This window comes from Sphingomonas vulcanisoli, from assembly GCF_011761305.1.
Taxonomy (GTDB): Bacteria; Pseudomonadota; Alphaproteobacteria; order Sphingomonadales; family Sphingomonadaceae; genus Sphingomonas_I; species Sphingomonas_I vulcanisoli.
In genome coordinates this window covers 384702-407147 of sequence record NZ_JAAOZC010000002.1, presented here as the reverse complement: position 1 = coordinate 407147, position 22446 = coordinate 384702, and the positions used below count along the sequence as shown (strand labels likewise).

The 22446-nt window shown below is 59.8% G+C and carries 20 protein-coding genes; 13 read left to right on the top strand and 7 right to left on the bottom strand.

The window, feature by feature from the left end:
• The first annotated feature begins 311 nt into the window (after positions 1–311).
• Both FHS31_RS06060 and FHS31_RS06055 read left to right on the top strand, forming a co-directional pair.
• The gene (locus tag FHS31_RS06060) at positions 312–632 is read left to right on the top strand and encodes a hypothetical protein (RefSeq protein WP_167072463.1); all 321 of its coding nucleotides are present in this window, start codon (positions 312–314) and stop codon (positions 630–632) included.
• Between the two features lie 156 nt (positions 633–788).
• Positions 789–1187 carry a hypothetical protein gene (locus tag FHS31_RS06055; RefSeq protein ID WP_167072462.1) on the top strand — a complete coding sequence of 133 codons (399 nt, stop codon included), beginning with the start codon at positions 789–791 and terminating at the stop codon, positions 1185–1187.
• 103 nt (positions 1188–1290) lie between these two features.
• Here the strand turns inward: FHS31_RS06055 and rhuM are convergent, their stop codons facing one another.
• Complete coding sequence (gene rhuM / locus FHS31_RS06050; RefSeq protein ID WP_167072461.1) at positions 1291–2337, bottom strand: RhuM family protein; 1047 nt, start codon at positions 2335–2337, stop codon at positions 1291–1293.
• A 261-nt stretch (positions 2338–2598) separates the two neighbouring features.
• On the opposite strand from rhuM, the gene FHS31_RS06045 reads away from it, so the two are divergent.
• The 4 genes from FHS31_RS06045 (at position 2599) to FHS31_RS06030 (ending at position 4736) form a co-directional block, all read left to right on the top strand.
• The gene (locus FHS31_RS06045) at positions 2599–3276 is read left to right on the top strand and encodes a hypothetical protein (RefSeq protein ID WP_167072460.1); all 678 of its coding nucleotides are present in this window, start codon (positions 2599–2601) and stop codon (positions 3274–3276) included.
• Between the two features lie 60 nt (positions 3277–3336).
• On the top strand, positions 3337–3675 hold the full coding sequence (locus tag FHS31_RS06040; protein ID WP_167072459.1) for a hypothetical protein: 339 nt from the start codon (positions 3337–3339) through the stop codon (positions 3673–3675).
• 163 nt (positions 3676–3838) lie between these two features.
• Positions 3839–4186 carry a hypothetical protein gene (locus FHS31_RS06035; protein WP_167072458.1) on the top strand — a complete coding sequence of 116 codons (348 nt, stop codon included), beginning with the start codon at positions 3839–3841 and terminating at the stop codon, positions 4184–4186.
• Between the two features lie 73 nt (positions 4187–4259).
• A complete protein-coding gene (locus tag FHS31_RS06030; RefSeq protein ID WP_167072457.1) occupies positions 4260–4736 on the top strand; it encodes an AbiJ-NTD4 domain-containing protein in 477 nt (158 codons plus the stop codon).
• Between the two features lie 748 nt (positions 4737–5484).
• Here FHS31_RS06030 and FHS31_RS06025 read toward each other — a convergent pair.
• Positions 5485–6645, bottom strand: coding sequence for a tyrosine-type recombinase/integrase (locus FHS31_RS06025; RefSeq protein ID WP_167072456.1), 1161 nt, complete (start codon positions 6643–6645; stop codon positions 5485–5487).
• Between the two features lie 390 nt (positions 6646–7035).
• Between FHS31_RS06025 and FHS31_RS06020 the strand changes: the two genes are divergently transcribed.
• Both FHS31_RS06020 and FHS31_RS06015 read left to right on the top strand, forming a co-directional pair.
• Complete coding sequence (locus FHS31_RS06020; protein WP_167072455.1) at positions 7036–7287, top strand: helix-turn-helix domain-containing protein; 252 nt, start codon at positions 7036–7038, stop codon at positions 7285–7287.
• Positions 7287–8615, top strand: a complete 1329-nt coding sequence (locus tag FHS31_RS06015; protein WP_167072454.1) for a type II toxin-antitoxin system HipA family toxin — start codon at positions 7287–7289, stop codon at positions 8613–8615. Before FHS31_RS06020 ends, FHS31_RS06015 begins: the two co-directional genes overlap by 1 nt.
• A 337-nt stretch (positions 8616–8952) precedes the next feature.
• On the opposite strand, the gene FHS31_RS06010 is transcribed toward FHS31_RS06015, so the two are convergent.
• On the bottom strand, positions 8953–9687 hold the full coding sequence (locus tag FHS31_RS06010; protein WP_167072453.1) for a tyrosine-type recombinase/integrase: 735 nt from the start codon (positions 9685–9687) through the stop codon (positions 8953–8955).
• Between the two features lie 485 nt (positions 9688–10172).
• On the opposite strand from FHS31_RS06010, the gene FHS31_RS06005 reads away from it, so the two are divergent.
• Positions 10173–11405, top strand: coding sequence for an MFS transporter (locus tag FHS31_RS06005; RefSeq protein WP_208408575.1), 1233 nt, complete (start codon positions 10173–10175; stop codon positions 11403–11405).
• 13 nt (positions 11406–11418) lie between these two features.
• On the opposite strand, the gene FHS31_RS06000 is transcribed toward FHS31_RS06005, so the two are convergent.
• Genes FHS31_RS06000 through FHS31_RS05985 form a run of 4 tightly spaced genes read right to left on the bottom strand, consistent with a single transcriptional unit; the run spans position 11419 to position 16929 of the window.
• Positions 11419–13284: a bifunctional sugar phosphate isomerase/epimerase/4-hydroxyphenylpyruvate dioxygenase family protein gene (locus tag FHS31_RS06000; protein WP_167072451.1), complete on the bottom strand. Its 1866-nt coding sequence runs from the start codon at positions 13282–13284 to the stop codon at positions 11419–11421.
• Complete coding sequence (locus FHS31_RS05995; protein ID WP_167072450.1) at positions 13281–14387, bottom strand: hypothetical protein; 1107 nt, start codon at positions 14385–14387, stop codon at positions 13281–13283. The genes FHS31_RS06000 and FHS31_RS05995 overlap by 4 nt, the downstream gene beginning before the upstream one ends.
• The gene (locus FHS31_RS05990) at positions 14384–15919 is read right to left on the bottom strand and encodes a carboxylesterase/lipase family protein (RefSeq protein WP_243843294.1); all 1536 of its coding nucleotides are present in this window, start codon (positions 15917–15919) and stop codon (positions 14384–14386) included. The genes FHS31_RS05995 and FHS31_RS05990 overlap by 4 nt, the downstream gene beginning before the upstream one ends.
• 26 nt (positions 15920–15945) lie before the next feature.
• Positions 15946–16929, bottom strand: a complete 984-nt coding sequence (locus FHS31_RS05985) for an alpha/beta hydrolase (RefSeq protein ID WP_243843293.1) — start codon at positions 16927–16929, stop codon at positions 15946–15948.
• A 211-nt stretch (positions 16930–17140) separates the two neighbouring features.
• Between FHS31_RS05985 and FHS31_RS05980 the strand changes: the two genes are divergently transcribed.
• The 4 genes from FHS31_RS05980 (at position 17141) to FHS31_RS05965 (ending at position 22381) form a co-directional block, all read left to right on the top strand.
• Complete coding sequence (locus FHS31_RS05980; protein WP_167072447.1) at positions 17141–17788, top strand: TetR/AcrR family transcriptional regulator; 648 nt, start codon at positions 17141–17143, stop codon at positions 17786–17788.
• A 188-nt stretch (positions 17789–17976) separates the two neighbouring features.
• The gene (locus tag FHS31_RS05975; RefSeq protein ID WP_243843292.1) at positions 17977–20925 is read left to right on the top strand and encodes a TonB-dependent receptor domain-containing protein; all 2949 of its coding nucleotides are present in this window, start codon (positions 17977–17979) and stop codon (positions 20923–20925) included.
• A 51-nt stretch (positions 20926–20976) separates the two neighbouring features.
• Positions 20977–21807, top strand: coding sequence for a shikimate dehydrogenase (locus tag FHS31_RS05970; protein WP_167072445.1), 831 nt, complete (start codon positions 20977–20979; stop codon positions 21805–21807).
• 109 nt (positions 21808–21916) lie between these two features.
• Positions 21917–22381 carry a type II 3-dehydroquinate dehydratase gene (locus FHS31_RS05965; protein ID WP_167072444.1) on the top strand — a complete coding sequence of 155 codons (465 nt, stop codon included), beginning with the start codon at positions 21917–21919 and terminating at the stop codon, positions 22379–22381.
• The last annotated feature ends 65 nt before the right edge of the window (positions 22382–22446 follow it).

The following is a 22446-nucleotide window of genomic DNA, read 5'->3' as shown; positions in this document are numbered from 1 at the left end:
AGCCCAAGTGCGTCCACCATAACAAAATCAATAACTTAGCGGGCGTCTCGACGGGTGCCGCGCGGTTGAAAAAATGGCTCGTGTAATCACCCTGTAAGCACAGGAATCGCAGACCTCCGGCCCTGCCTCCCGAAGGCAGCGCTCCGCAGCAGGAAGGGTTAAGCCGCCCGATCACTATGCGGCGCGAGGCGATGCTGATTCCAAGACCGTAAGGTCATCAATTGCGGGAAAGCGATGGCCCACCCAGAGACTTGGCAATCGTCGCGACCGTTCATCCTGTAGTAGCAAGGCAACGACAAAGGCATTGATAGATGAAATTGGGTCAGCTCCGGACATTGGACCAGGGCACTTTTGCAGCGGTTATCGGCAGCGGCATAATCATCATATTGCTGGTGATGATGTGGATCATCTCTGTCTGGAGTGGAACGCGTACGGCCCAGAAGGACGATATTATCAAGGACGTCGCAACCTTGCCTTCAAACTGTCGCCATACAGCGGCGCAGATTATCAGAAGCCAAATCGTCGGCGCTGGCCGCCCATTGACGCGCGGCGAGGTCAGCGAACAGGTCTCCAGCTTACATAGCGACTGCCATGCCCTTGCTGAGCAGGCCAGCGCCCTGGACACGCTTTGACGCCCACCAGAGGGCCATGGCCGATCTCGTAAACCATGCAGTGTCCTGCCGAGATGGTGGGCCCGGCAGGACTCGAACCCGCAATGTAGCGCGCACTTGCTATCTTGGATCGAGCTATCATCATCAGCCGACGATTCTTGTCTTAGGAGGATAGCGATGCCCGCTTATGTGGTGCGACTGAAGGCAAACGCGTCAAACCCAAGGGATTTCGTTGGCGTCTTTTACGCGCCGGATGTCGAAGCGCTTGCGTGGCTCGTGGATGAGTGCACCGATGTCGTAGCCTGTGAGTATGCCAGACTACCAGCTGGCGGGATTTGCCGGGCTGGGCCTGCTCACCCAGTGCCGTTCCGTGACGAACCGGACAAGAAAGTGGATTTCTTGCGAGGCGCGAGCTTTACAGAGAACTGGTTTGAGCGCTTCTTTAGCGAGGAGGATACGGCGCGTTGGACCTCAATGGGCGAGCCTGCTTGGTCCTCAGACGAGGAGCGCCAAGAGATGATCATCAAGGCCTTCGCGAAGTTGGCCGAGCATGACCGGGCGAGGCAGCAGCAATAATCGCGGGTGAACCCGCGACCCTCGGTACCACAAACCGATGCTCCAGCCGTGCGACCCCACCCGTGTGAAGGGTGTGTCTTCCCCTCTCGGTGTAAACGATGCTCTAACTGCGGGGGCTTCGTGGCAAAGACTTATTTTGTGCCTTCAGCTCCGTAATTGCGCGATCTGCTTCGATCTGGCGCTCCGCCTTCCTCTTCTCGCTATAGCGCTGGTACTGGTGCTCGGCATGACGGTCGGCGTCTGCCTTGGATATGCTTCCTCCATGAGAGAGAACCACACGCCCAAGCGACCGGAGCTGATCGTCGAGAATGCGCTTCGCATCATCCATTATAACGAGGCGACCGAGCTCGGCCTGATCTTCGAAAATGTCGAGGAGGATCGTTGTGAGACGGTTTAATTCTCTAATTTCAGCGTCGCCGAAGTAGTTCTTAGAAACCGTCACATCGTGCTTGCGAATGTTGTCATTGGGCCAAGATGTCAGTCCCATATTTGGCTGCTTCGCGTCGGCCCGAGACTTAATCACACCTGCGGGCGTAAGAGACGTAACCGCATAAACGATCTTGGCCTGGGTCATCTTGTAGAAATCACGCGCGCGCTCGGATTCGCCATCGTAGTCCTGACACATGGCGCAGATACGCCGAAGCTCCCGATAAACATTCGCCTCATCGGAACGGATGTCCCGAATGATTTCGCGAAGCTCGGCTAAGCGATCCGAGTTCTCGGGCTGTTTGAGGCGAACCGAGTCAATGACAAAGCCCTTAGTTGCGAATTGAACGAGCTTGTCGGTTGCCCACCGGCGAAAGAGGGTCGCTTGCGCGGAGGAGACTCGGTAGCCAACCGATATCACCATATCGAGCGTGTAGTGCTCGATCTGCCGCTCAATCGTTCGACCGCCTTCCTGGCGAACTTGTGCAATTTTTGCACTAGTTGCTTCTGTGGCTAGCTCGCCCTCAGCATATACGTTCGCGATGTGCTTGGTAATCACTGACCGATCTACACCAAACAATTCCGCGATCTGAGCTTGGGTCATCCACAGCGCCTCGCCCTCATATCGGATGTCGAGGCGAAGGCCTTTTTCGGTGCTGTAAATAAGGAACCGATCGCCGGTGGCCTCATCCTCCTGGAGGGTCACAGGCTCCAGCTCAGCCATTCCCAAGGCCCTTTTCCACCAGCCGGCGTATCGCACCCGATCGATCTAGGCCCCATTCCGCGCAATAGAGGTCGATACGCTCGATGAGTTCCGGATGCAGGCGGACTGCAACACGGGGAAGTACACCAGTGGCAGGGCGGCCGCGCTTTTTCTGTGGGACAGGAATTGACATCTAATTTCTGTGTGCCATTAAAGGCGAGCCGACGCAAGGATTAGGCCCCTCGCATCGGCCCTAACCGCAACCGTTCCAGGAGAACGATCATGGCTACTCATGCCCTTATCATGGGCGCGCCGTCTCGCGCACCCTCTTTGCCCGCTACCAACCGCCGTTCATTCCTCGGAGCGCTGGCATTCGCTCCCGTTGCCGCTTCGCCAATCATCGCGTTTGCTGCCAAGGCCGAAAGCGTGCGGGTGGATCGCACGGTTTGGGATCGCGCCTTCGCCACCATGGAAGCTGCCAAGCAGGCTTCCGACGAATTTGATAACAACGTGTTGGCACCGGTCGATGCCGAACTTGAACGCATCGCGCCTCGCCCCGAGCTTTCGTTCGATCATACTGCGAAGAGCGGCCAAGTCGCTCGCTATGAGATGTGGGTCACTGATCTTCATCGGTGGGACAATCACTCAGTGCCGGAGATACGCGAAAGCGCCGCACGGGTGCGGGGAGCTTGGAATAAGCATGTTGAGGCACAGCGCCGGCTCGGTTGGGAGCCCATCTGTGATGAGTCCGAGCGCCTTTGCGAAATACGGTGCGACCACGAAAGCGACCTGATCGCAATTCCCGCACCTGACCACGCGGCTCTGCTATGGAAGCTAGAGCACTTATACGGCCCTAGCGCCCGCGCCTACGATGGGTCAGGGCCGACCTACTGCGCCGAGTGGGTGAACGCGCTCATGAACGACGCCCGCCGCCTGCTGTCGCAGGAGGCCAAGGCATGACCGCTACAAACGTCATACGCCTCCCCACCGCCGCGCGGCGTCAGCCGGAGAACAACCGCCATGCCGCACAACGGGCCGCTAAGGGAGCAAACCACGCACCGCTTCCCGTACAAGCACCACTCAATCCGCAAGGCCGAAGAAGACGCACACACTTTCTCGGAAACGAACGTGACGCCCGCCCTGCTAATCGCAGCTGCCTTGTTCAAACGCCTTCCCGATGAGGACCAGCGGGAGATCATGGCGACGGTGAACGCGCAGATGCTTGGTAGGCCCACACAGGCCAGTCAGGCGCTTCTTGTGATGAAGATGCAGCGCCCGATGCTGTTCGGTGAGCAGTGGGACTTCATGAACGCGGTGGATCGCCTTCGCGGCGACTTCTCTCGTGGGGAGGGCCGCTGACATGGCATCCCGCCCCAACACTCCGCCGCAGAACCCGCGTCACAAGCGTAACAGCCAATGGCGGCGCGATCGTCGCCTACGGCGTAGCATGGCGTCTCTAGAGGCTGCTCTAGCCGTGATCCCCACTCTTCCCCGCCCGCTGCTGTGTAGGCTCACGGAACGCATGATCGACCGCCTGGACCATCTGAACGGCGACCCTGACCTTGAGCTTAACGGCGACGAACTGGACGGCAACAACGAGGAAGACGTGTTCGGCCTCAAGGTGCCCAAGTCTGGCGTCTGGGTTCATCCCGGCTGCCCCTTCGCAGACCCCGATATCGGACAGGACGATAACGGCGAGGCGGTGAACGAAGATGGCGAGGCGGAGGTAGCATGGCTGATGCCCGACTATGGCCAAAGCCAAGACAGCGAGCCGTTCAATGCTGGTGAGGCGGCTAAGCACTATCACCACACGCGCGGCTGGCAGTGGGATATGAGCCCGCATAGCTGGAAAGACTGCCGAGGTTATTGATGTACGACGCTGTGCCCGCTGGTGCGATCGGCGAGGCCTTCTTCCGATACTTCCTTCCCGCTACTTCAGGTCAATGAACGACTCGCCTGAAATCAATCGCCGCTCTTTAAGCTTCGCTCAAGTTGAGGGCGATGAACCGCTTCCATCTCAGCTTGCCCTCCGTCAACTCTCGCAAGAAGTGCGCGCAAAACTCTGGGCGCTAATATGGGAGCCGCTGAAGCAAATGCAGCGGAATTCTCAAGTTTCCGACGATTACGCGCGCCTATCCGATCCGTGGCAATCCATATTTATGAGGTGGCACATCAATGTGCTTCACAAGTTCCCAGATGATTTTGACATAAAGATCGCGTCGCATATCAAAGCTAAACGCCGTCTTTTCGAGACGGGAAGTTATTCTGAGGTTCTCACATTCGTTGAGTTTCTGGTACGTGATCGACAGATTCCGTCTGCCTATCCGAGAGCATTCAACGTGCTGCTAGAGCAATGCCGAACAGCATATCGCTTGATTGATCTGTCTATCATGCCCCTGGCCTCCCGGAGGATGCGCTAACAGTAGAAACTGCTTTTAGGAATCTGTCGGAGGGTCGTTTTTCGGGCGCGCGAGCCCATCTTCGCAATGCCGGACAGGAGCTAACGGCTGGCGAGTGGGCCAACAGCGTTAGAGAAAGCATCCACGCAGTCGAGAGCGCGGCGCGGGTGATGGCCCCCGGCACAAACACTCTTGGGCCCGCCCTGAGTGCATTAGAAAAAAGCGGGAGCATTCATGGGAGCCTAAAGCTCGGGTTCGAGAGTTGAATGCTAGCGATCCAGTTCGACCTCTTTCGCGGCGGCGAAGCGTCTAGGGCGGTCATCCACGCGATATTTGCGGCATCCTGCCACTTAAAAGTTGTTCTGCGTGGTCGTCCCTTTCGTGTTGAAGCGATTTGAGCGAGCAGCTCTTTGCGCCCAACAAAGATGATGTCCCAAGCATCGGGGGCCCATTTGAATTGGGATTTAAGGACATCGATATCGAAAAACGGAGCGGAAAGACGATCTATCCCTACAGCATGAAATGCGCCTTCGTGATCTCGTCCGTAAGCGGGAACTTGATTCCCTGAAAGCCAGTGTTTGAGGCGCTCGCGCGCGTTGTTGCATCTATTTTGCGCTAAGCTGTCCGCATCAGGTGCAAGCAGCTGTTTGGGATCGCTTTAGACCAGCCTTCGATGCATTTTGACCCAACCTCTCCCAATGCGTCGAGAAGCGTAAGATAGTTTCCGAACGACTTAGGAGGCTGCGGTGCGATGATCGTCATTCGTGCCTCACGACCCTTCGCCCCGTGCCATATCGCCGAGAACAGTGCCCCAGCATTCCAACGCCTCGCGTGCCTCTTTGAGATAATTATAGACGTTATACACCCGGGCGATTCCCGCAATCTTGCCGGTCATGTGATTGAGGATCTTTTCGATAACATGCGGGTCAACCTCCAATGAGGCCATGCCCGAGGCTGCGGTGCGACGTAGGTCATGATATCGCCAGTCGTCCGACCCTGTAGCTAACCATAGTCGGCGGAGCGCTTTGCTAAAGCCGCTTACGGGCGAGCGCCGCGTCGTGGTGAACACATAGTCGCAGTCGAGAAAGCGAGGCACCTCCGCGATTAGATCAAGGGCATATGCGCTTAGCGGCACGACGTGCGCCTTGCCGTTTTTTGACCGCTCGGATGGAATGCGCCACGTCTTCTTGGCGAGATCGAGCTCGCTCCATCGCATGTTAGCCATTTCACCGCGCCGCTGCCCGGTGGCGAGCAACAGCGGCACGAACTGCCGAAATGGGTATGTGTCATTGAGACAGGCGCGCAGCACCGCCTTGATTTCGATGTCGTCGAGCATGCGCTCGCGCGCGACTTCTTTGGTCGGAGCCTTCAACCCGACAACTGGGCTCCGTTCGACGATGCCGCGTTCTATCGTCCAATTATAGAGCTTGCGGACATTCGATAATATGCGGTTCGCCTGATAGTGAGCACCGCGCTCGATCGCGCCATCCATGATCTCGATCACATCCTGGCGCGTCACTTCGCGTATATCTTTCTTGCCGAACACGGCGACGAACTCGCGAAGCAGAATGCGCTCGCTTTCCATCCATTTTCGGTTGCGCGGTTTGGCGTAGCGCGTGATAAATTCGGCAACGACCGCATCGACGCGAAGGTCGGTTTGTTGGCGGCGCTTCGCGGGGTCGGTGCCCTCATCGACGTGACGCATCACCTCCATCGCCTTAACTCGCGCATCAGCAAGCGACATGCGGGGATAGACGCCGAGCGACATCCGCTTTTGCGCGAGGCCGTATCGATATTTGACGTTGAAAGTCTTGCGTCCTTCGGGTGTCACCCGAACGGCTAATCCAAGACAATAAGTGTCCTGCATTTCGTATCGATCTGCTTTGGGTTTAAGTGCGCTGAGCGCCTTATCGGTGAATGCAATTCGCATGGGCCATCCTTTCGATGGCACACCAATGATCATGTATTTCGAGCGATCTCAAAGAAATAATCGGTGTCGGAAGGGCTGGAACGGAAAAGTTTGACCTGACGCGATCTGCTCATCTGCCTACGACGACCGGGGGGTCATTCAGACCGAATTCCCATGCAACGGCACGGACCAAGTCCCGCAGCTTGGCCTCTAGGTTTTGCGGTCTCACGTCATTGCATGAGCGGTTTGCGGATGATCGATAGAAAGGTTGTCTATCGATCATGAACGGCGCGATATGTGATCGATAGAGGAATCGAGCAGCGCGGATTAATATGCTCTTAGGCGCATAAATCCATTTTATGCTTCCGATGACATATTGACGGCTTATGCGATTTGCGACATATCTGCCGTGTGAAACATCTTGTACGTACTGCTAAGCAGATGGGCGAAGCCATCGCCCGCGAGCGTCGGGCGCGCGGACTCACGCAAGCTCAGTTAGCCGATAAAGCGGGGCTGCGACAGGAAGCGATTTCAAAGATCGAGAGCGGCAATCCAGCTACGAGCTTCGATAGGGTTTCCAAGATCCTTGCCGCGCTCGATCTGGAGTTCACGCTTGGGCCACGAACGAAAGGCTCGGCACAGGACATCGAGAGCATTTTCTGATGGGACGCCGTCCCGTCCGCACTTCTCTCGACGTCTATCTGAACGACCGTCATGTAGGCGTGCTCATTCGCGCGACGAGCGGTGCGATCGAGTTCGCCTATGATGAGGCGTGGCTGGCGTGGGACCATTCCATGCCCGTCTCGCTTTCGCTGCCTTTGAGCACACGCCGCTATGTCGGCGCGCCGGTCTTAGCCGTGTTCGAAAACCTGCTGCCGGATTCCGATCAGATACGTCGGCGCTTGGCTGAGCGTGTCGGTGCGCGCGGAACGGATGCCTTTAGCCTGTTGGAGCGCGTCGGCCACGATTGCGTGGGAGCGCTGCAATTCCTGCCCGGTGACGAACAACCCAGTTCGACCCGAACGATCGACGGCGCGGTGCTCGACGACGACGACATCGAGGCATTGCTGGCTAACCTCTCTCGCGCTCCGCTCGGCGTGGACCGAGAAGTCGACGAGCATTTCCGCATCTCGCTTGCCGGTGCTCAAGAGAAGACGGCGCTGCTGTGGCACGAGGGCCGTTGGCTTCGTCCGCACGGCACCACTCCGACAACCCATATTTTGAAGCCCGAGATCGCCGTCCCAAAAGGCGGGATCGGCTTGGCCGATAGCGTCGAGAACGAATATTATTGCATGAAGCTGATGGAGGCGTTGGGGTTTCCAACCGCGCGTTGCCAGATAAGCAAATTCGGCACGCGCAAGGCGTTGGTAGTCGAGCGCTTCGATCGCCTCTGGACCCGCGATGGGCGGCTCCTCCGATTGCCGCAAGAAGACTGCTGCCAAGCTCTCTCAGTCCCTCCGACGATGAAGTATCAGGCGGATGGAGGGCCAAGCGTCGTTCAGATCATGGGCCTCCTAACGGGCAGTAATGATCCTACCGCCGACCGCCTGAGCTTCTTCCGCGCGCAAATTGCCTTTTGGCTTCTGGGCGCGACCGATGGCCACGCGAAGAACTTCAGCATTTTTGTCCGCTCCGGCGGCGCCTTTCAGCTTACGCCGCTGTACGACGTGCTGAGCGTTCAACCGATGGTCGATGCCGGCCAGATCGGCCGCAACGCATTCAAAGTGTCGATGGCGATCGGCAACAGCGGCAAATATCGGCTGAACGAAATCCATGGTCGCCACTTTGTAGAAACCGGAAAGGCATGCGGACTCTCCGCGACCCAGATCGGTCGCACACTGGACGAACTTCGCGAGCAGGCCGTGACTGCGATCGAGGCGGTGAACACGAACCTGCCCGCCGATTTCCCGCCTGCGCTTGTAACGAGCATTACGGATGGCATTCGCGCCCGCACTAATAAGCTTATCGTCGCAGAGGAAAATTTGCCCTGACGCGTTTGCCTGTAACGCTTACGTTCGGCGCATTCATCGCCGTCCTGTGATGTGCCGAAGCAGCCTTAATGGCATGACCCACCGCTCTGTTTCCCAACATACAGACCATTCGAGACAGACCCGTATGGGTCCCAAAGGGGCATCGGACGCCTGCTCTTGCACGCTTAGACCTGCAAAGGTGTGCCACGGATTGCGAAAGCCAAAGAGCCGACTAATCAAATGTCTTGCGACGATATGGAGCAATATGCAGAGATAGGACAGTATTACTGACATAGCTCTTAATCAGCGGGTCCTTGGTTCGAGCCCAAGTGCGTCCACCATAGCTTTCACAACGAGATCAACGACTTAGGTCGGTCCCGGCCACCAGTTTTAGTCGCACTGGACTGTCGCTGTGACCACTTTTGTGCCCTTGACGGGGCATTTCCTCCCTACGGCGACTGTGACCAGTTTGACCCTCAAAAATCAGCTGGTCCGCATAAGGCTGTAAATGCTTCACCGACATGTGCGCGTAACGACGCACCATCGTCGCCGATTTCCAGCCTCCCAGCTCCTGAAGCACCCAGGTGGGCACGTCATTCTGCCGGAGCCAAGTTGCCCAGGTGTGCCGCAGATCGTGCCAGCGGAAATTCTCGATCCTGCAGGCCTTCAATGTCGCACGCCATGCACGGTTGTTCGCATTACGGAGCGGCGCGCCCCAGAACGTGAACACATGGCTGTCGTGCTTGCCACGTTCCTTGGCCAGGACACCTATCGCCACATCGTTGAGCGGGACGCCAAGGGCATCACCGTTCTTCGTGTCGCGATGCTCGATCGTCGCTATGCGACGGGTCATATCGACCCGGTCCCATGTCAGAGCGAGTATGTTGCCCTGGCGAAGGCCCGTCGCGAGCGCGAACAGCACCACAGCCGCTTGATGAGCCGGAAGCTCGGCCAACAGCGCTTTCGTCTGATCCTGGGTGAGAAATCGCACCCTGACCTTGCTGCCGCGCGTACAGGTCCGGAACGCCGGGATATGCTCAAGCCGTTCCCCTTCGCGCTGCGCCTCCCGGAAGATGGCGCGGATGAGCGCCACATATAGATCCTTTGTGCGATCACTGCGACGGGCGAGCTGGCGTGAGACGATCCCATCAATCATGTCCCGCTCACCTGGTCCAACATCGTGCCACGCAGGTGCTTGGTGAACCACCGGACCCGAAATCGTCCCGGTAGGACTTCTTGTAAGCCTTCTCCTGCAGCCACTTCAGCACCGCTCCATCCCAGGTCCGTCTGGGCCTCACTCCCAGCCTGGTAAGATCCCACAGCTCGGCCTTAAGCTTGTCGTGATGTTCTTCGGCCTTTTCCGGTCGGACGCCCCAGTAGAGCGTCTAGTCGCCAGTGGCGGACATATCAATTGACGTTACGAACTGGTTCGTTCAAGCTGTAGGTGCCGCATTAGACGGTGAATGAGGGGATGCGGATATGGCTGGAGTTTCGGAGCCAAACTCAGCTTATTACGGGGAAAGCAGCGGGCCTTCGGTGGCATTTCTCCAGCGACCTACACGTGTCCGATTTTCCATCTTGGCCCTTATCGCCACGGGTACGCTGATCAACTATCTTGATCGCACGATCCTTGGCGTTGCGGCACCAATATTGACCAAGGACCTGGGAATAGACGCTGCCCTGATGGGCGTAATCTTTTCAGCCTTCAGTTGGACATACGCCGCGTCTCAGGTTCCGGGCGGTGCCTTCCTCGACCGGTTCGGCACGCGGGTCACATATTGTCTTTCTGTCGGTTTCTGGTCTCTCTTCACGCTCTGCCAGGCCTTTGTCGGAGGGGTCGGGTCGCTCCTCGGTATCCGGCTGCTCCTCGGCGTGGCCGAAAGCCCCTGCTTCCCGGCCAACAGTCGCGTGGTGGCGACATGGTTTCCGCGCAACGAGCGTGCTGTCGCGACAAGCATCTATACGGTCGGCGAATATATCGGCTTGGCTTTCCTCAGCCCGTTGCTGTTCGTGATGATGGCGACGTTTGGCTGGCGATCGCTGTTCCTGGCAGCCGGGGCAATCGGCCTATTGTTTGCCGGCATCTGGTGGTGGAAATATCGTGAGCCTGGCGAAAGTCGCGCGAACGCAGGTGAGATCGCAAAGATCGTCGCGGGAGGTGGCCTAGCTGGCACGCCTGTCCGGCAACGGCTGGAGTTGAGGGCCGTGCGCAGATTGCTCGCACGTCGGCAGATGTGGGGCATTTGCCTTGGCCAATTCGCCGGCAATTCGACCCTCGTATTCTTCCTGACCTGGTTTCCTACCTATCTTGCCACCGAACGCCATATGGATTGGCTGAAGATCGGGATATTCGCAGTCGCTCCCTTCATTGCCGCGTCCGTCGGCGTCCTGTTCGGCGGCTGGTGGTCCGATACCATGCTGCGTCGAGGAGTCTCCCCGAACGTCGCGCGTAAACTGCCGATCATATTGGGCCTGCTGCTGGCTTCCACGATCGTGGCGGCGAACTTCGTCCGGTCTGACACGCTTATGATCGCGATCTTGAGTCTTGCCTTTTTCGCGCAGGGCATGGCGGCGCTCGGCTGGACCCTCGTCTCCGACATCGCGCCGGAGGGGATGCTGGGCGTAACGGGCGGAGTGTTTAACCTTGCAGCCAATCTTGCAGGGATCGTCACGCCCATCGTGATCGGCGCAATCCTGGCTGCCACGGGCAGCTTCTACTATGCGCTGGCCTTCATTGGCCTGATCGCGCTTATGGGCGCGCTGTCATACATCTTCATTCTTGGAAACGTGGAGCGCATCGTCCTCGACTGAGGTCGCTGCGCAATCAGCCGATGACGATCGGATCGCGAAAACGGTTCTGTGCGGCAAGCCGGATCGCTGCGTTCGGGGCACCATAGCCGTCATAGCCCGCGCTGCGCTCGACGAACTCGAAGAAGAAAGTCTTGGCAAAAGCGCGGCTGTAAAGTTGGCGGTAGCGACGTCCCTCGCCATCTTCGTCGATCAGAACCGCATTGTCGCGCATCGTCACCGCATCCGCATCGCTCAAGGCGAAGCGCTGCTCCGCATCGTCGAAATAGTTGTCCGGTACAGGCAGCTTGGCCAGTCCATGCTCGGATAGCGCGGTCGCCGCTGCATTCATGTCGCCGACCCGAAGCGCGATGTGCTGGAAACCTGCGCCGAACGACTGGCTGAGAAAGCGCGATGCCAGCGCGTCCCGCGCATCCGTGGTGTTCAGCGTAATCCGGAATGAGCCGCTTGCATTTTGGATCGCCTGGCTCTGAACGAGGCCCTTGGGATCGATGACATCCTGCTGGGCCTGCACGTCGACATCGAACAGGCTGCGCCAATAGAGCTGCCAAGACAGATATTCATCATTGGGAATCGTTGCCGCCACGTGATCGATCGCCTGGACGCCGACATCCGGACCCGCATAGACTAGCGGCAAGACCGTATCGAATTCGTCGGCCCAGATGGTGCGCGACGCTTCGATATCGAGCACGTAGACCAGACTGCCGGCCACGCCGCGTAAGGCCGGCATCGTCGGGATATCGCTGGCGTGCATCGCGATACCGAGGTGACACGCGCGCTCCATCGTTGCCGCACCGTCCGCGACCACCAGTCCGATCGCGCAGATCGAAGTGCCGTGCGAGAGCTGATAGGAACCGGCAAAGCCTGACGTCTCGTGATTGACGACGAAGTTGGCGCTTCCATTGCGCCAAAGCTCGACGGCTTTCGTTCGATGGCGTCCGACAAGTGAGCAGCCAGCCGACCTCAAAAGGCCTTCGATCGCGCCGCGATCGCCATCTCCGACCGCGAACTCGATAAACTCGATGCGTTCGATCCGCGCGCGGGCCGGCATGTTCGGCTTGGCCCCAATCGCGCGCCGAGCCGCATCGCGCAATGCGTCGAGGGACCGCATGCCATCGCGTGCTACCATTTCCGCGGAGTTGGCACGGAACCGATCATTGAAGATCTCGAGGCTCAGCGGGCCTCTGTAACCGAGCTTCAGAATCTCGGCGACATATCCGGTCAGATCGAATCCGCCCTGGCCCGGCAGGCTGCGGAAATGGCGGCTCCAGTAAAGATAGTTCATATCCAGCAGGGGCGCATCGGCCAGTTGCACGAAGAAGAGCTTGTCTGGGGCGATCGCCCGAATGGAGTCGCTCGGGATACCGCGCGCGAGCGAGTGAAAGCTGTCGAGCAGGATGCCGATACTGGGATGGTCAACCGCCTTCACGATCTCCCAAGCATCGCGGTGGTCATTAACGTGCAAGCCCCAGGCAAGCGCTTCATAACCGACTTTCACGCCGTAGGTGGCAGCCAGGTCGCCGAGCTCGCGCAGATCTGCGACGATCCGATCGCGATCGCCGCTCGAGTGCGGGGAGCAGTTCGAGCAGAGCAAGATGCGGTCGCAACCAAGCTCGCCCATGACCTGGAATTTCTGACGAATGCGTTCGAATGCCCGTGCGCGAAACGGTTCAGGCATGCCCTCCAGATCGCGAAAGGGCTGATAGAGAACGCAGGCGAGGCCGAGTTCGTCCAGAAGGGCGCGCACCCCTTGCGGCGACAGCGTTGAGGCGAGGAAATCCGTATCGAAAATCTCGACGGCTGGAAAACCGGCAGCCGCGGCAGCGCGCAGCTTGTCCTCGAGAGTGCCGCTGAGCGAAACGGTTGCGATGGCGTTGGTCATGGCGTTTCCCTCGATGCTTGTCGGCCAGCAGGCGAATGCCAATCCCGCACGATCGCGAGACGACCAGCCTGAAACGATCCGAGCCATAACGACCCGCCCGCGATCGTCGCGGCCGAAAGTCCGTTGAATCCCGTTTGGGGGCGCCCATAGGCAAAGGTCGCGATGCGATGATGCGCACGATCGAGTTCGCCGACAATCCAGCCGCGGTGGCAAAGCATCGGATCGGCGATGCCGCCCACGACAGGGCGCAGTCCGCCGCAAGCGGGCTCGTCGAGCCGCATGCCCGCCAACAGCAGGTGACCCTCACTCCAGTGTATGTTGTCCGGCATGAAGTCCGGCGCGTCGATCCGCTCGATCGCCTTTCGCGTGTCGGCGCGATCGTAGACCAGTACGGCATGCCAACCGAAAGCGACCACGTAAAAATGGCGGTCGTCTGGATCCGTTTCCAGGCCGTTGTTTCCCGGCAATTCAGTTCCGGTCATCTGCATGAAAGTCGCGTCACCAGGTCGCCATTGCCAGACTGCCCCCGTGCTTCGGCCCTGCACGAAATCGGCAATGGTCGTTCCGGGACGGGTCAGGACTGTGACCAGGACGGTACCGTCGGAAAAGCTCGCCACGCTATTTCCGACCTGCCCATCCGGCATAGGTATGCAACCTCGCCAGCGCAGGTTTGGCGTGTCGCTACCGGTAAGAACGTCGAACACCTCGACCGATTGCCGACCACCGTGATTCACGACAAGGAGCTGCCAGTGATCCTTACCGAGCTTGCGCAGCGATAAACCACGATCGTTGAATTTTGCCGGATCAACCGGCCCAGGACAATGGGGATAGCTTCGGCGATCAAACTCGGTCTGGGCTGGCGTGCCGTTAAACCAGCGCATGAACCGGCGTTGCTCGACATCGACGAGCTTCAGGCCTGCCCCGTCCGAATATCCGCTCGTGATGAGCCAGCGCGTGCCGGGGATCGCCAGTACGTCCTCCGGCTTCTCGGGACCGCAGACGTAGGAGAGATCGCTATCGGCGGAGCAAAAGTCCGTAGTCTTGGCCGATATTGGTCGGCCTACGCTCAGGGCAAGCGCAAACAGCAGGGCATCCGCTCTCAATCGCGTGGCCTCGCGTCGCCGGGCCGGGTAGCGATAGATGCCGTGTCGAAAAGGCCCATGTCCCGATAATGCGGCCAAGCCATGATCCGGCTTGTCGGCGCCAGCCAAACGAGCCGAGGTGTTTGGGGATCGAATTTGGGCCACTTACCGATAGTTGGGCTCGTAGGCGCTCCGCCTCGCGCAAAGCTGAGCAGAGCGGCCGACATCTCTTGCTCAAGTGAAAGGTCACCTGGTTCCCAGGCGCGGGTCAAGCGAAACAGGTTGAGCGAGCCGCGCGTGCGCAGCCAATAGGGAACATCGCCGCTGTGGTAGGCGCCGACGGTTTCGGGATCATGGTCGCTAAACCTGATCCCGGGTGCATAGGGCTGGCGACGGGTGAAAAAGTAAGCGAACGCGGGCTGGGTGCCGAAGCGTTGCTGGTAGCTCGCCCAATCGGCCATCTGGCGGCCGACAGTGGCATCTCTTGCGATGTCGGCGGCAGCGCGGGGCGCGTCCGCATCCGCATATGCGCTCAGGATCGCGCCTGCCTTTGCGCCGAAACGCGTTTTTGCCTGGTCGGCCAGAGCTCCTCGGTCGGCCAGCGGGCCAAATGGTCGGAAGCTTTCGTCACGCGTGTAGCCGATCAGGATCGGGACGTCGTTCTGCTGGCCCTTGCTGAAGGTCTGCTCGGCCGTTCCAGTGATGACATGCCCGTCGATCGTTATGGGATCGCGACGCATGGCCGCAGCGGTGATCCTATCGCCCGGCAGAGCGCGCAGATCTGCAAGCGAGCGGGCACCGAGTTCCTTCTGCAGCGACAGGCCCTGCGCCTCAGCCGTCGCAAGCGGTGTCGGACCGAGCATCCCCCCAAAGGGACTTCCGCTCATTCCGACGGCGCGGGCGAAGAGACCCTTGGCCGCGGCGCTCATCTGCAGCAGCGCTACCGACATCGAACCCGCTGACTGACCGACGATAGTGACATTGTTCGGATCGCCACCGAAGTTGGCGATGTTGTTGCGAATCCACTTGAGTGCAGAGATCTGGTCCATCAGGCCGTAGTTGCCCGATCCTCCGTGGCCCTCCCGGGTCAGTTCGGGATGGGCGAGGAAGCCGAGGGTGCCGACACGGTAGGCGAGGTTGACCCGGACGACCCCGGCTTTGGCCAAGGGTTCGCCCGAATAATTGGCCATGCTGGCAGAGCCGATCTGGAAGCCGCCACCGTAGATCCAGACGATGACGGGAGCCTTGTGTGTGGCCTTCGGCGCCCAGATGTTGAGGTAGAGGCAGTCCTCGCTGATCGCTTCATTGCCGAAATAATGGTTCTGGAGCGATCCACGCAGCGGCTGCAGGCATTCCGGGGCGAAGCGATCGGCATGGAAGACGCCGTTCCAGCGCTGAATCGGTTGTGGCGGCTTCCAGCGCAGATCACGGACCGGGGGCGCGGCGAAGGGTACACCCAGCCAGGCATCGACCCTGGAGGGCAGGCTGATGCCGTCGATGAGGCCGCCATCGACCGCGATCGGCTTCGCCACCACCGGCGCGGCGACAGTCAACGCAGTCGCGATCGAAAACCGCCCGATCATTTCTTCGGGACACCGAGCTTGGCATGGAAGAAATCGAAGGTGGCGTTGGTGGCCTTCAGCGTCGCGTCGCGCGTCGCGTCCGGGGTGGCACCGATGAAGCTGTGATCGACGCCCGGGATGTAGATCGATTCGACCGGAACGCCTGCCTTGCGCAGCGCCGACTCTCCGATGTGCGATTGCCCGACAGGCACGGTCTTGTCTTCGGTGCCGTGGATCAGGAGAAAGGGCGGATCGCTGGCATTGATGTAGCTGACCGGGCTGACCGCCTTCACCTTGTCATCGGTGCAGACGGCATCGCAGCCGAGCAGCTTGGCGCCCGCAGCATTGCCGTCGGGTGTCGCGCTCATCGCACTGAAGTCATAGACTCCGTACCACGTCACCGCCGCCTGAACGCACCCATCGGCGGTGGCGGCCGGATCGAGCTTTGTATTGCGACAGGTCACCGCGGTCAGCGCGGCAAGATGGCCGCCCGCCGATCCGCCCCAGATGCCGACCCGCCTGGGATCGATGCGATAGTCGGCTGCGTGGGCCCGCAGGAAACGCAGCGCCGCATTTGAATCCTGCAGTTGCGCGGGGAAGCGTGCTTCCGCGGACAGCCGATATTCCAGGCTCGCGACGGTGAAACCCTCGGCAGCGAGCGAAGCCAGCACCTTGGGGAAATCAGCTAGCGCGCCGGAGTGACGCGTATGGCCGCCCATCCAGCCACCGCCATGGATATAAAGGATCAGGGGATGCGGACCGGGAGACGACGGTACATAAACGTCGATGATCTGCGGGCGGTAACCGGGCAAGGTCTGATAGACGACATCGCGCCACGCTTTCACACCGTCGGGAAAGTTCACCGCAACGGCCGGAAAATGATCCTCGACGACAGGCTTATCGGCGACGGGATAAACCCGCTCGTAAGCGGCCGGGGCAGCAATGCTGCCGGTAGCCAGGAATAACGCGACAAGCGCCCCTATGATGCGAACCTCTGCCAAGCATTCCCTCCTCTGTGCCTCGCCGGGCATCTTCGGCGCGGCGTTGAGCCTTCGGTATCACGCCGCCCGAAGCGAAAAAAGAAAAAACAGTAGGGACGAGTCCGTACCATATATGATGCGAGAGTTGCGGCTTTGGGATTCGACAGGTTGATGGCAACCCCAGACCGTGCGTATCGATGACCCGCGAAGCGATCGTTCTAGGGAGGCCAAATTGTCCGACGCTGCCAAACCGGCCCGCCGCCCCCATGCCCAGGCACGGGAAGAAGCGATCAGTGAACTCATCGATATCGCGACCGAGGAATTCGTCGAAAAGGGGTTGGCCGGTGCACGGATCGACGAAATCGCCGGCAAATCGACCAAGCGGAAAATCTATTACTATTTCGGCGGTAAGGACGAGCTCTATCGTGCCGTGCTGGAGCGCGCCTACCGCCGCGTCCGTTCAAGCGAAAACAAGGTCGATATCGATTCGGGTACCGCGACCGAAGCCCTGCGCCGATTGATCGAGCACGATGTGCATTACCATTCGGAGCACCCGGAACTGGTGCGGCTGGTGATGAACGAGAATATCCACCGGGCCGGGCACCTGCAGCAGATCGAGGGCGTGCGCGAGAGCAATCACGACGTGATCGACCTTCTCGCCAAGCTGATCGCACGCGGCGAATCCGAAGGCTCTTTCCGGCCCGGGATCGACCCGATCGAGCTGCACATGAACATGACGGCGCTCGCTTTCTACAACGTATCCAACCAGTTCACCTTCTCGCACAATTTCGGGATCGACATGTCGAGCGACGCCGCCGTCGAGAGGCGTGCCAAGCAGGTTGGCGACATCATTCTCGCATGGGTCACCCAACGCGATTGACACTGTGGCGACCCGTATCGCGCTGCACATTCGGTAAATTGGAAACACGTCTTTGGGGGGCGTTGGAAACCACCGCGCTGGGGCTGCGCTACGAAAAGTTCGGCCCACTGATTGACAGGTACTAGTTCGTAACATAAATAGTTCTCCACAACCGGCACGCATGAACGTGTCGATAAGGGAGGATGATGATGCGCCAGATCGGCCGCGACCGTGTGCTTTCGACTTCTTTGCTTAGCCTGGCTATAGCCCTTGGCGCTGACCCTGCGCTGGCGCAAAATGCGACCCCGGCTGCACCGGCCGAGCCGGCCGAAGCCGCTTCCACGGCGGCTGAGATCGTCGTCACCGGCTCGCTGATCCAGCGTCCCAACAACACCGCGGTCAGCCCCATCGTCAGCGTCAGCGACCTCGCCCTGAAGCAGAGCGGCACCGCGACGCTGCAGGACGCGCTGAACCAATATCCAAGCTTCACCACCGGCGGTAACGCTGCAACGGGCGGGCAAGGAACCGGCGGTCGCGCCTCGATCAACCTTCACGGCCTCGGCACCAACCGCAATCTCGTATTGCTCGACGGCCGTCGCCTGCCGGTGTCCGACATCAACGGCAACGTCGATATCAACATCCTGCCCGAAGCGATCATCGGCGGCGTAGACGTGATCACCGGCGGCGCCTCGGCCGTCTACGGATCGGACGCGATGTCGGGTGTCGTCAATTTCAAGACGGTCCGCTCGCTCGACGGCATCCAGCTAGATGCGATGAACACGATCAGCCAACGTGGCGACGCCTTCAAATTCAATGGCTCGCTGGCGTTCGGCACCAAATTCGCCGAGGATCGCGGTCACGTCGTCGCGGCTTTCACTTATGCGCAGCAGGATCCGGTGAACGGCAGCAGCCGTTCGTTCTTCAACGACAAGACCCCCTCCTCCTTTCTCGGCACCGGCACGTTCGTACCCAGCGCGACCAACGCACCTACAGCCGCCGCCGAAGCTGCGATCTTCGCGCGCTACGGCGTGACCACCGCGATCAACCCGCTGCTTAACCTCGGCTTCAATAACGATGGTTCGCTGTTCGTGCAGACTGGCGCGGTCAACTACCGCGGCCTGGTCAATGCCAATGGCTACTCGATCGTTTCCGGCAACGTCCGCATGCCTGTCGGCCAGCAGATCGACTTCTACAACGGCATGAAGCGCAAAACCGCATTCGTGAAGGGCGATTACGAGTTGGCGCCCAATATCACGGCCTACGGACAGTTTATGTATGTCGATCTCAACGTTCATACCGCAAGCGGCAAGAGTCTGACGCAGTTCGGGACGCTGACCACCATTCCTGTCACCAACCTCTTCATTCCGGCCGACCTGCGCACGCTGCTGGCCTCGCGTCCGAACCCGACCGCCGCGTTCACCTGGAACGGTCGCTACGTCGGCGTGCCGGACAAGAATTGGGACGAGCATTATTTCGTTCAGCAATATCTCGGCGGCGTGAAGGGCAAGATCGCGCCCGGCTGGACCTTCGACGCCTTCGTTTCCTACGATCAGACCCAACACGATCAGACGCTTCATTCGGCGATCGTCAAGTCGAAGGTGCAGACGCTGCTCAATGCGCCCGATGGTGGGGCGTCGCTCTGCGCGGGCGGCTTCAATCCTTTCGGCGATGCCAATATGCGCAACATTTCGACGGCCTGCGCGAACTACATCACTAAGGACGCTTTCTCGCCCGAGAAGCTGACCCAGACGCAAGCCCAGGCGCAGATCAACGGATCGCTGTTCGATCTCGGTGCCGGCAAGGCCCAGATCGCGCTCGTCGCCGATTATCGCAAGAACACCTACTCTTACGTTCCGGACAGCGATCTCGCCGCGCAGAATATCGAGGCGGTGATCGCGTCGAGCGCCGCTTCGGGCAAGATCGAGGTCAAGGAGTTCGCCGCGCAGCTCGACGTGCCGTTGATCGCCGACAAGCCGTTCATTCGTGAACTTGGGATCGGCGCGGCGGCACGCGTTTCGGACTATTCGACCTCCGGCCACGTCACCAGCTACGAAGCGGATCTCCGTTGGCGGCCGGTGCGGGAAGTGCTGCTGCGTGGCAGCTACCAGCGCGCGGTTCGCGCGCCAAATATCGGCGAGCTCTTTGCCCCCGCTTCGGGAACCCAGCTCGTGATCGGCACGCCGCCGGCCTCGATCGGCGACCCCTGCGACGTCCGTTCGACAGCGCGTACCGGTGGCAATGCCGCGCAGGTCACTGCGCTCTGCGTTGCGCAGGGCGTTCCGGCCGCAGCGGCATCGAGCTATACCTTCCCGACAACGGCGACCGGCCAGACGGTGACGGGTAACCTCGGCCTGACCCCCGAGGAGGCAACCACCTTCAACTTCGGCGCCGTGATCAATTCACCCGTTCACTCGGGCTTCTTCTCCGACGTCTCGTTGTCGGTCGATTATTATAACATCCGCATCAAGAACGTGATCTCGACCGTTCCGGGGCTGACGGTGCTGTCGAAGTGCTTCAACCTCGACGGGACCAACCCCGGTTACGATGCCAACAACAGCTATTGCCGGCTGATCCAGCGCGACAACACGGGTCAGATCGTCACGGTCGCGACACCCTACCTCAACCTGGGTGGCCTGAAGACCGATGGTGTCGAGGTCCAGGTGCACTGGGGCACGCCGGCGCCGTTCCTCGGGATGACGGGCAAGGTCTATGTCGATGCCGCTGTCGGCTGGCTGCACAAATATCAGGTCCAGCTGCTGCCGAACGGGGCATTCCTCGATTATACCGGTATCAGCAATGGCGGCGCCGGAACCGGATCGGTGCCACCCCGCGCCACGCCCACATGGAAGACGCTGACGACCTTCGGCTATCGCTCGAACAACGTGGGTGTCGGTCTGCGCTGGCGCTACCAGAATGCGATGGCCGATGTGAGTTCGGTGCTCACGCCCGCCACGGCCTCGGCCGGCGTCGGCGCCTATTCGCTCTGGGATATGTTCGCATCGCTGAAGATCAATTCGCGGTTCGAGCTGCGCGGCGGCGTCAACAACCTGTTCGACAAGGGGCTGCCCCTCGTCACCAGTTCGCAGAACGGGACCGATACCGCATTGTACGATCCGATCGGCCGGTCCTTCTATATGGGTGCCAAAGTCAATTTCTGATCAGCAAGCGGGGCGCCTCAGCGAGGTGCCCCCTCCATCCAGGATTCTGCCATGCTTCGCTCCGGTCTGATCGGCCGCTCGATCCTGGCCTCACGCTCGCCATGGCTGCATGAGGCGGAAGCGCGCGCGCAGGGTCTTCAACTCAGCTACGAACTGTTTGATTTCTCCGCGCGCGATCTTCCCGATGCTGCGCTGGCCAACGTGATAAATGATCTCGTCGGACACGGCTTCTCGGGCGTGAACGTCACCTACCCGTTCAAGCAGCAGGTCATTCCGCTGCTCGATGAAATGTCCGAAGGCGCTCGCCTGATCGAGGCGGTGAACACCATCGCAATCCGCGATGGGCGCCTCATCGGCTACAATACCGACATGGATGGCTTCCGAGCTAGCGTGGTCGAGGGATTGCCAGGCGTGGCGATGGATTGCGTCCTTCAACTTGGCGCGGGTGGTGCGGGCGCTGCGGTAGCCAGCGCGTTGCTTTCGCTCGGGGTCGGGACACTGGAGATCACCGATCTCGACACGGCGCGGCTGGACGATCTCGTAACGCGTCTCGCGCGCCAATATGGGGCCGATCGCGTCATCGCGCGGCGGGCCGGCGATCAGTTAACCGAAGCAATCGACGGGATCGTTAACGCCACGCCCGTCGGTCTTGCCTCCAACCCCGGCGTGCCGATCGATCCCGACCGGATCGGTATGCACCATTGGATAGCAGACATCGTCTATTTCCCGTTGGAAACGGAACTGCTCCGGCTCGCCCGCGCCAAGGGCTGCCGCACGCTCGACGGCAGCGGCATGGTCATTAACCAGGCGGCACAGGCGTTCGAGATCATTACCGGGCATGCTGCCGAGCGAAGCCGGATGAGAGACAGTTTTTTCGTTTGACGGGCGGCATTCGCGCGCCGGGAAACAGCATCCTGCTTCCCGAACTAAGGACAAGCTCGTTCACCGTGTCGCCTAGCGGCAGTTTCCAATTGCATTTCGAGGATTCGAAATGACGAAAACAATTTTCGTACTCAATGGCCCGAACCTAGGTCTGCTCGGATCTAGAGAGCCGCATCTATACGGTCATTCGACACTCGCGGATATCGAAAGCGAGCTGAGCGCGCTTGCCTGCTCGGCTGGGTTCACCCTCGACTTCCGCCAGACCGACGCCGAGCATGAGATGTTGCATCACGTCCACGATGCTCGAGCGGGCGCTGCAGGTATTGTCATCAACCCCGCCGCCTTCTCGTATTCGTCCTATTCGGTGCTGGATGCGCTCAAGATGTGTGACTGTCCGATCATCGAAGTGCATCTCACCAACCTCCACCGGCGCGACGAAGTATGGCGTGCCCAATCGATCATGACACGCGCCGTGACGGGCACCATCCGCGTCGGCAAGCTCCTGCTAGATCAGCCATTGCCGGCGAGCGGCGAGTGGGGGAACGGACTTCGCGGCAAAGCTCGGCGAAGCTAGCAAAGCAAGCGCTGTAAGGGTGAGAATGAGCTTCGTTTTCAAATCCTTGTCGTTAATCTGCCGAG

Excerpts from the sequence above, each read along its gene's own strand:
- FHS31_RS06055 (WP_167072462.1), top strand. The coding sequence starts at position 789 with ATGCCCGCTTATGTGGTGCGACTGAAGGCAAACGCGTCAAACCCAAGG.
- FHS31_RS06025 (WP_167072456.1), bottom strand. The coding sequence starts at position 6,645 with ATGCGAATTGCATTCACCGATAAGGCGCTCAGCGCACTTAAACCCAAA.
- FHS31_RS06000 (WP_167072451.1), bottom strand. The coding sequence starts at position 13,284 with ATGACCAACGCCATCGCAACCGTTTCGCTCAGCGGCACTCTCGAGGAC.
- FHS31_RS06015 (WP_167072454.1), top strand. The coding sequence starts at position 7,287 with ATGGGACGCCGTCCCGTCCGCACTTCTCTCGACGTCTATCTGAACGAC.
- FHS31_RS05975 (WP_243843292.1), top strand. The coding sequence starts at position 17,977 with ATGCGCCAGATCGGCCGCGACCGTGTGCTTTCGACTTCTTTGCTTAGC.
- FHS31_RS05970 (WP_167072445.1), top strand. The coding sequence starts at position 20,977 with ATGCTTCGCTCCGGTCTGATCGGCCGCTCGATCCTGGCCTCACGCTCG.
- FHS31_RS06035 (WP_167072458.1), top strand. The coding sequence starts at position 3,839 with ATGATCGACCGCCTGGACCATCTGAACGGCGACCCTGACCTTGAGCTT.
- FHS31_RS05965 (WP_167072444.1), top strand. The coding sequence starts at position 21,917 with ATGACGAAAACAATTTTCGTACTCAATGGCCCGAACCTAGGTCTGCTC.
- FHS31_RS06045 (WP_167072460.1), top strand. The coding sequence starts at position 2,599 with ATGGCTACTCATGCCCTTATCATGGGCGCGCCGTCTCGCGCACCCTCT.
- rhuM (WP_167072461.1), bottom strand. The coding sequence starts at position 2,337 with ATGGCTGAGCTGGAGCCTGTGACCCTCCAGGAGGATGAGGCCACCGGC.
- FHS31_RS06040 (WP_167072459.1), top strand. The coding sequence starts at position 3,337 with ATGCCGCACAACGGGCCGCTAAGGGAGCAAACCACGCACCGCTTCCCG.
- FHS31_RS06030 (WP_167072457.1), top strand. The coding sequence starts at position 4,260 with ATGAACGACTCGCCTGAAATCAATCGCCGCTCTTTAAGCTTCGCTCAA.
- FHS31_RS06060 (WP_167072463.1), top strand. The coding sequence starts at position 312 with ATGAAATTGGGTCAGCTCCGGACATTGGACCAGGGCACTTTTGCAGCG.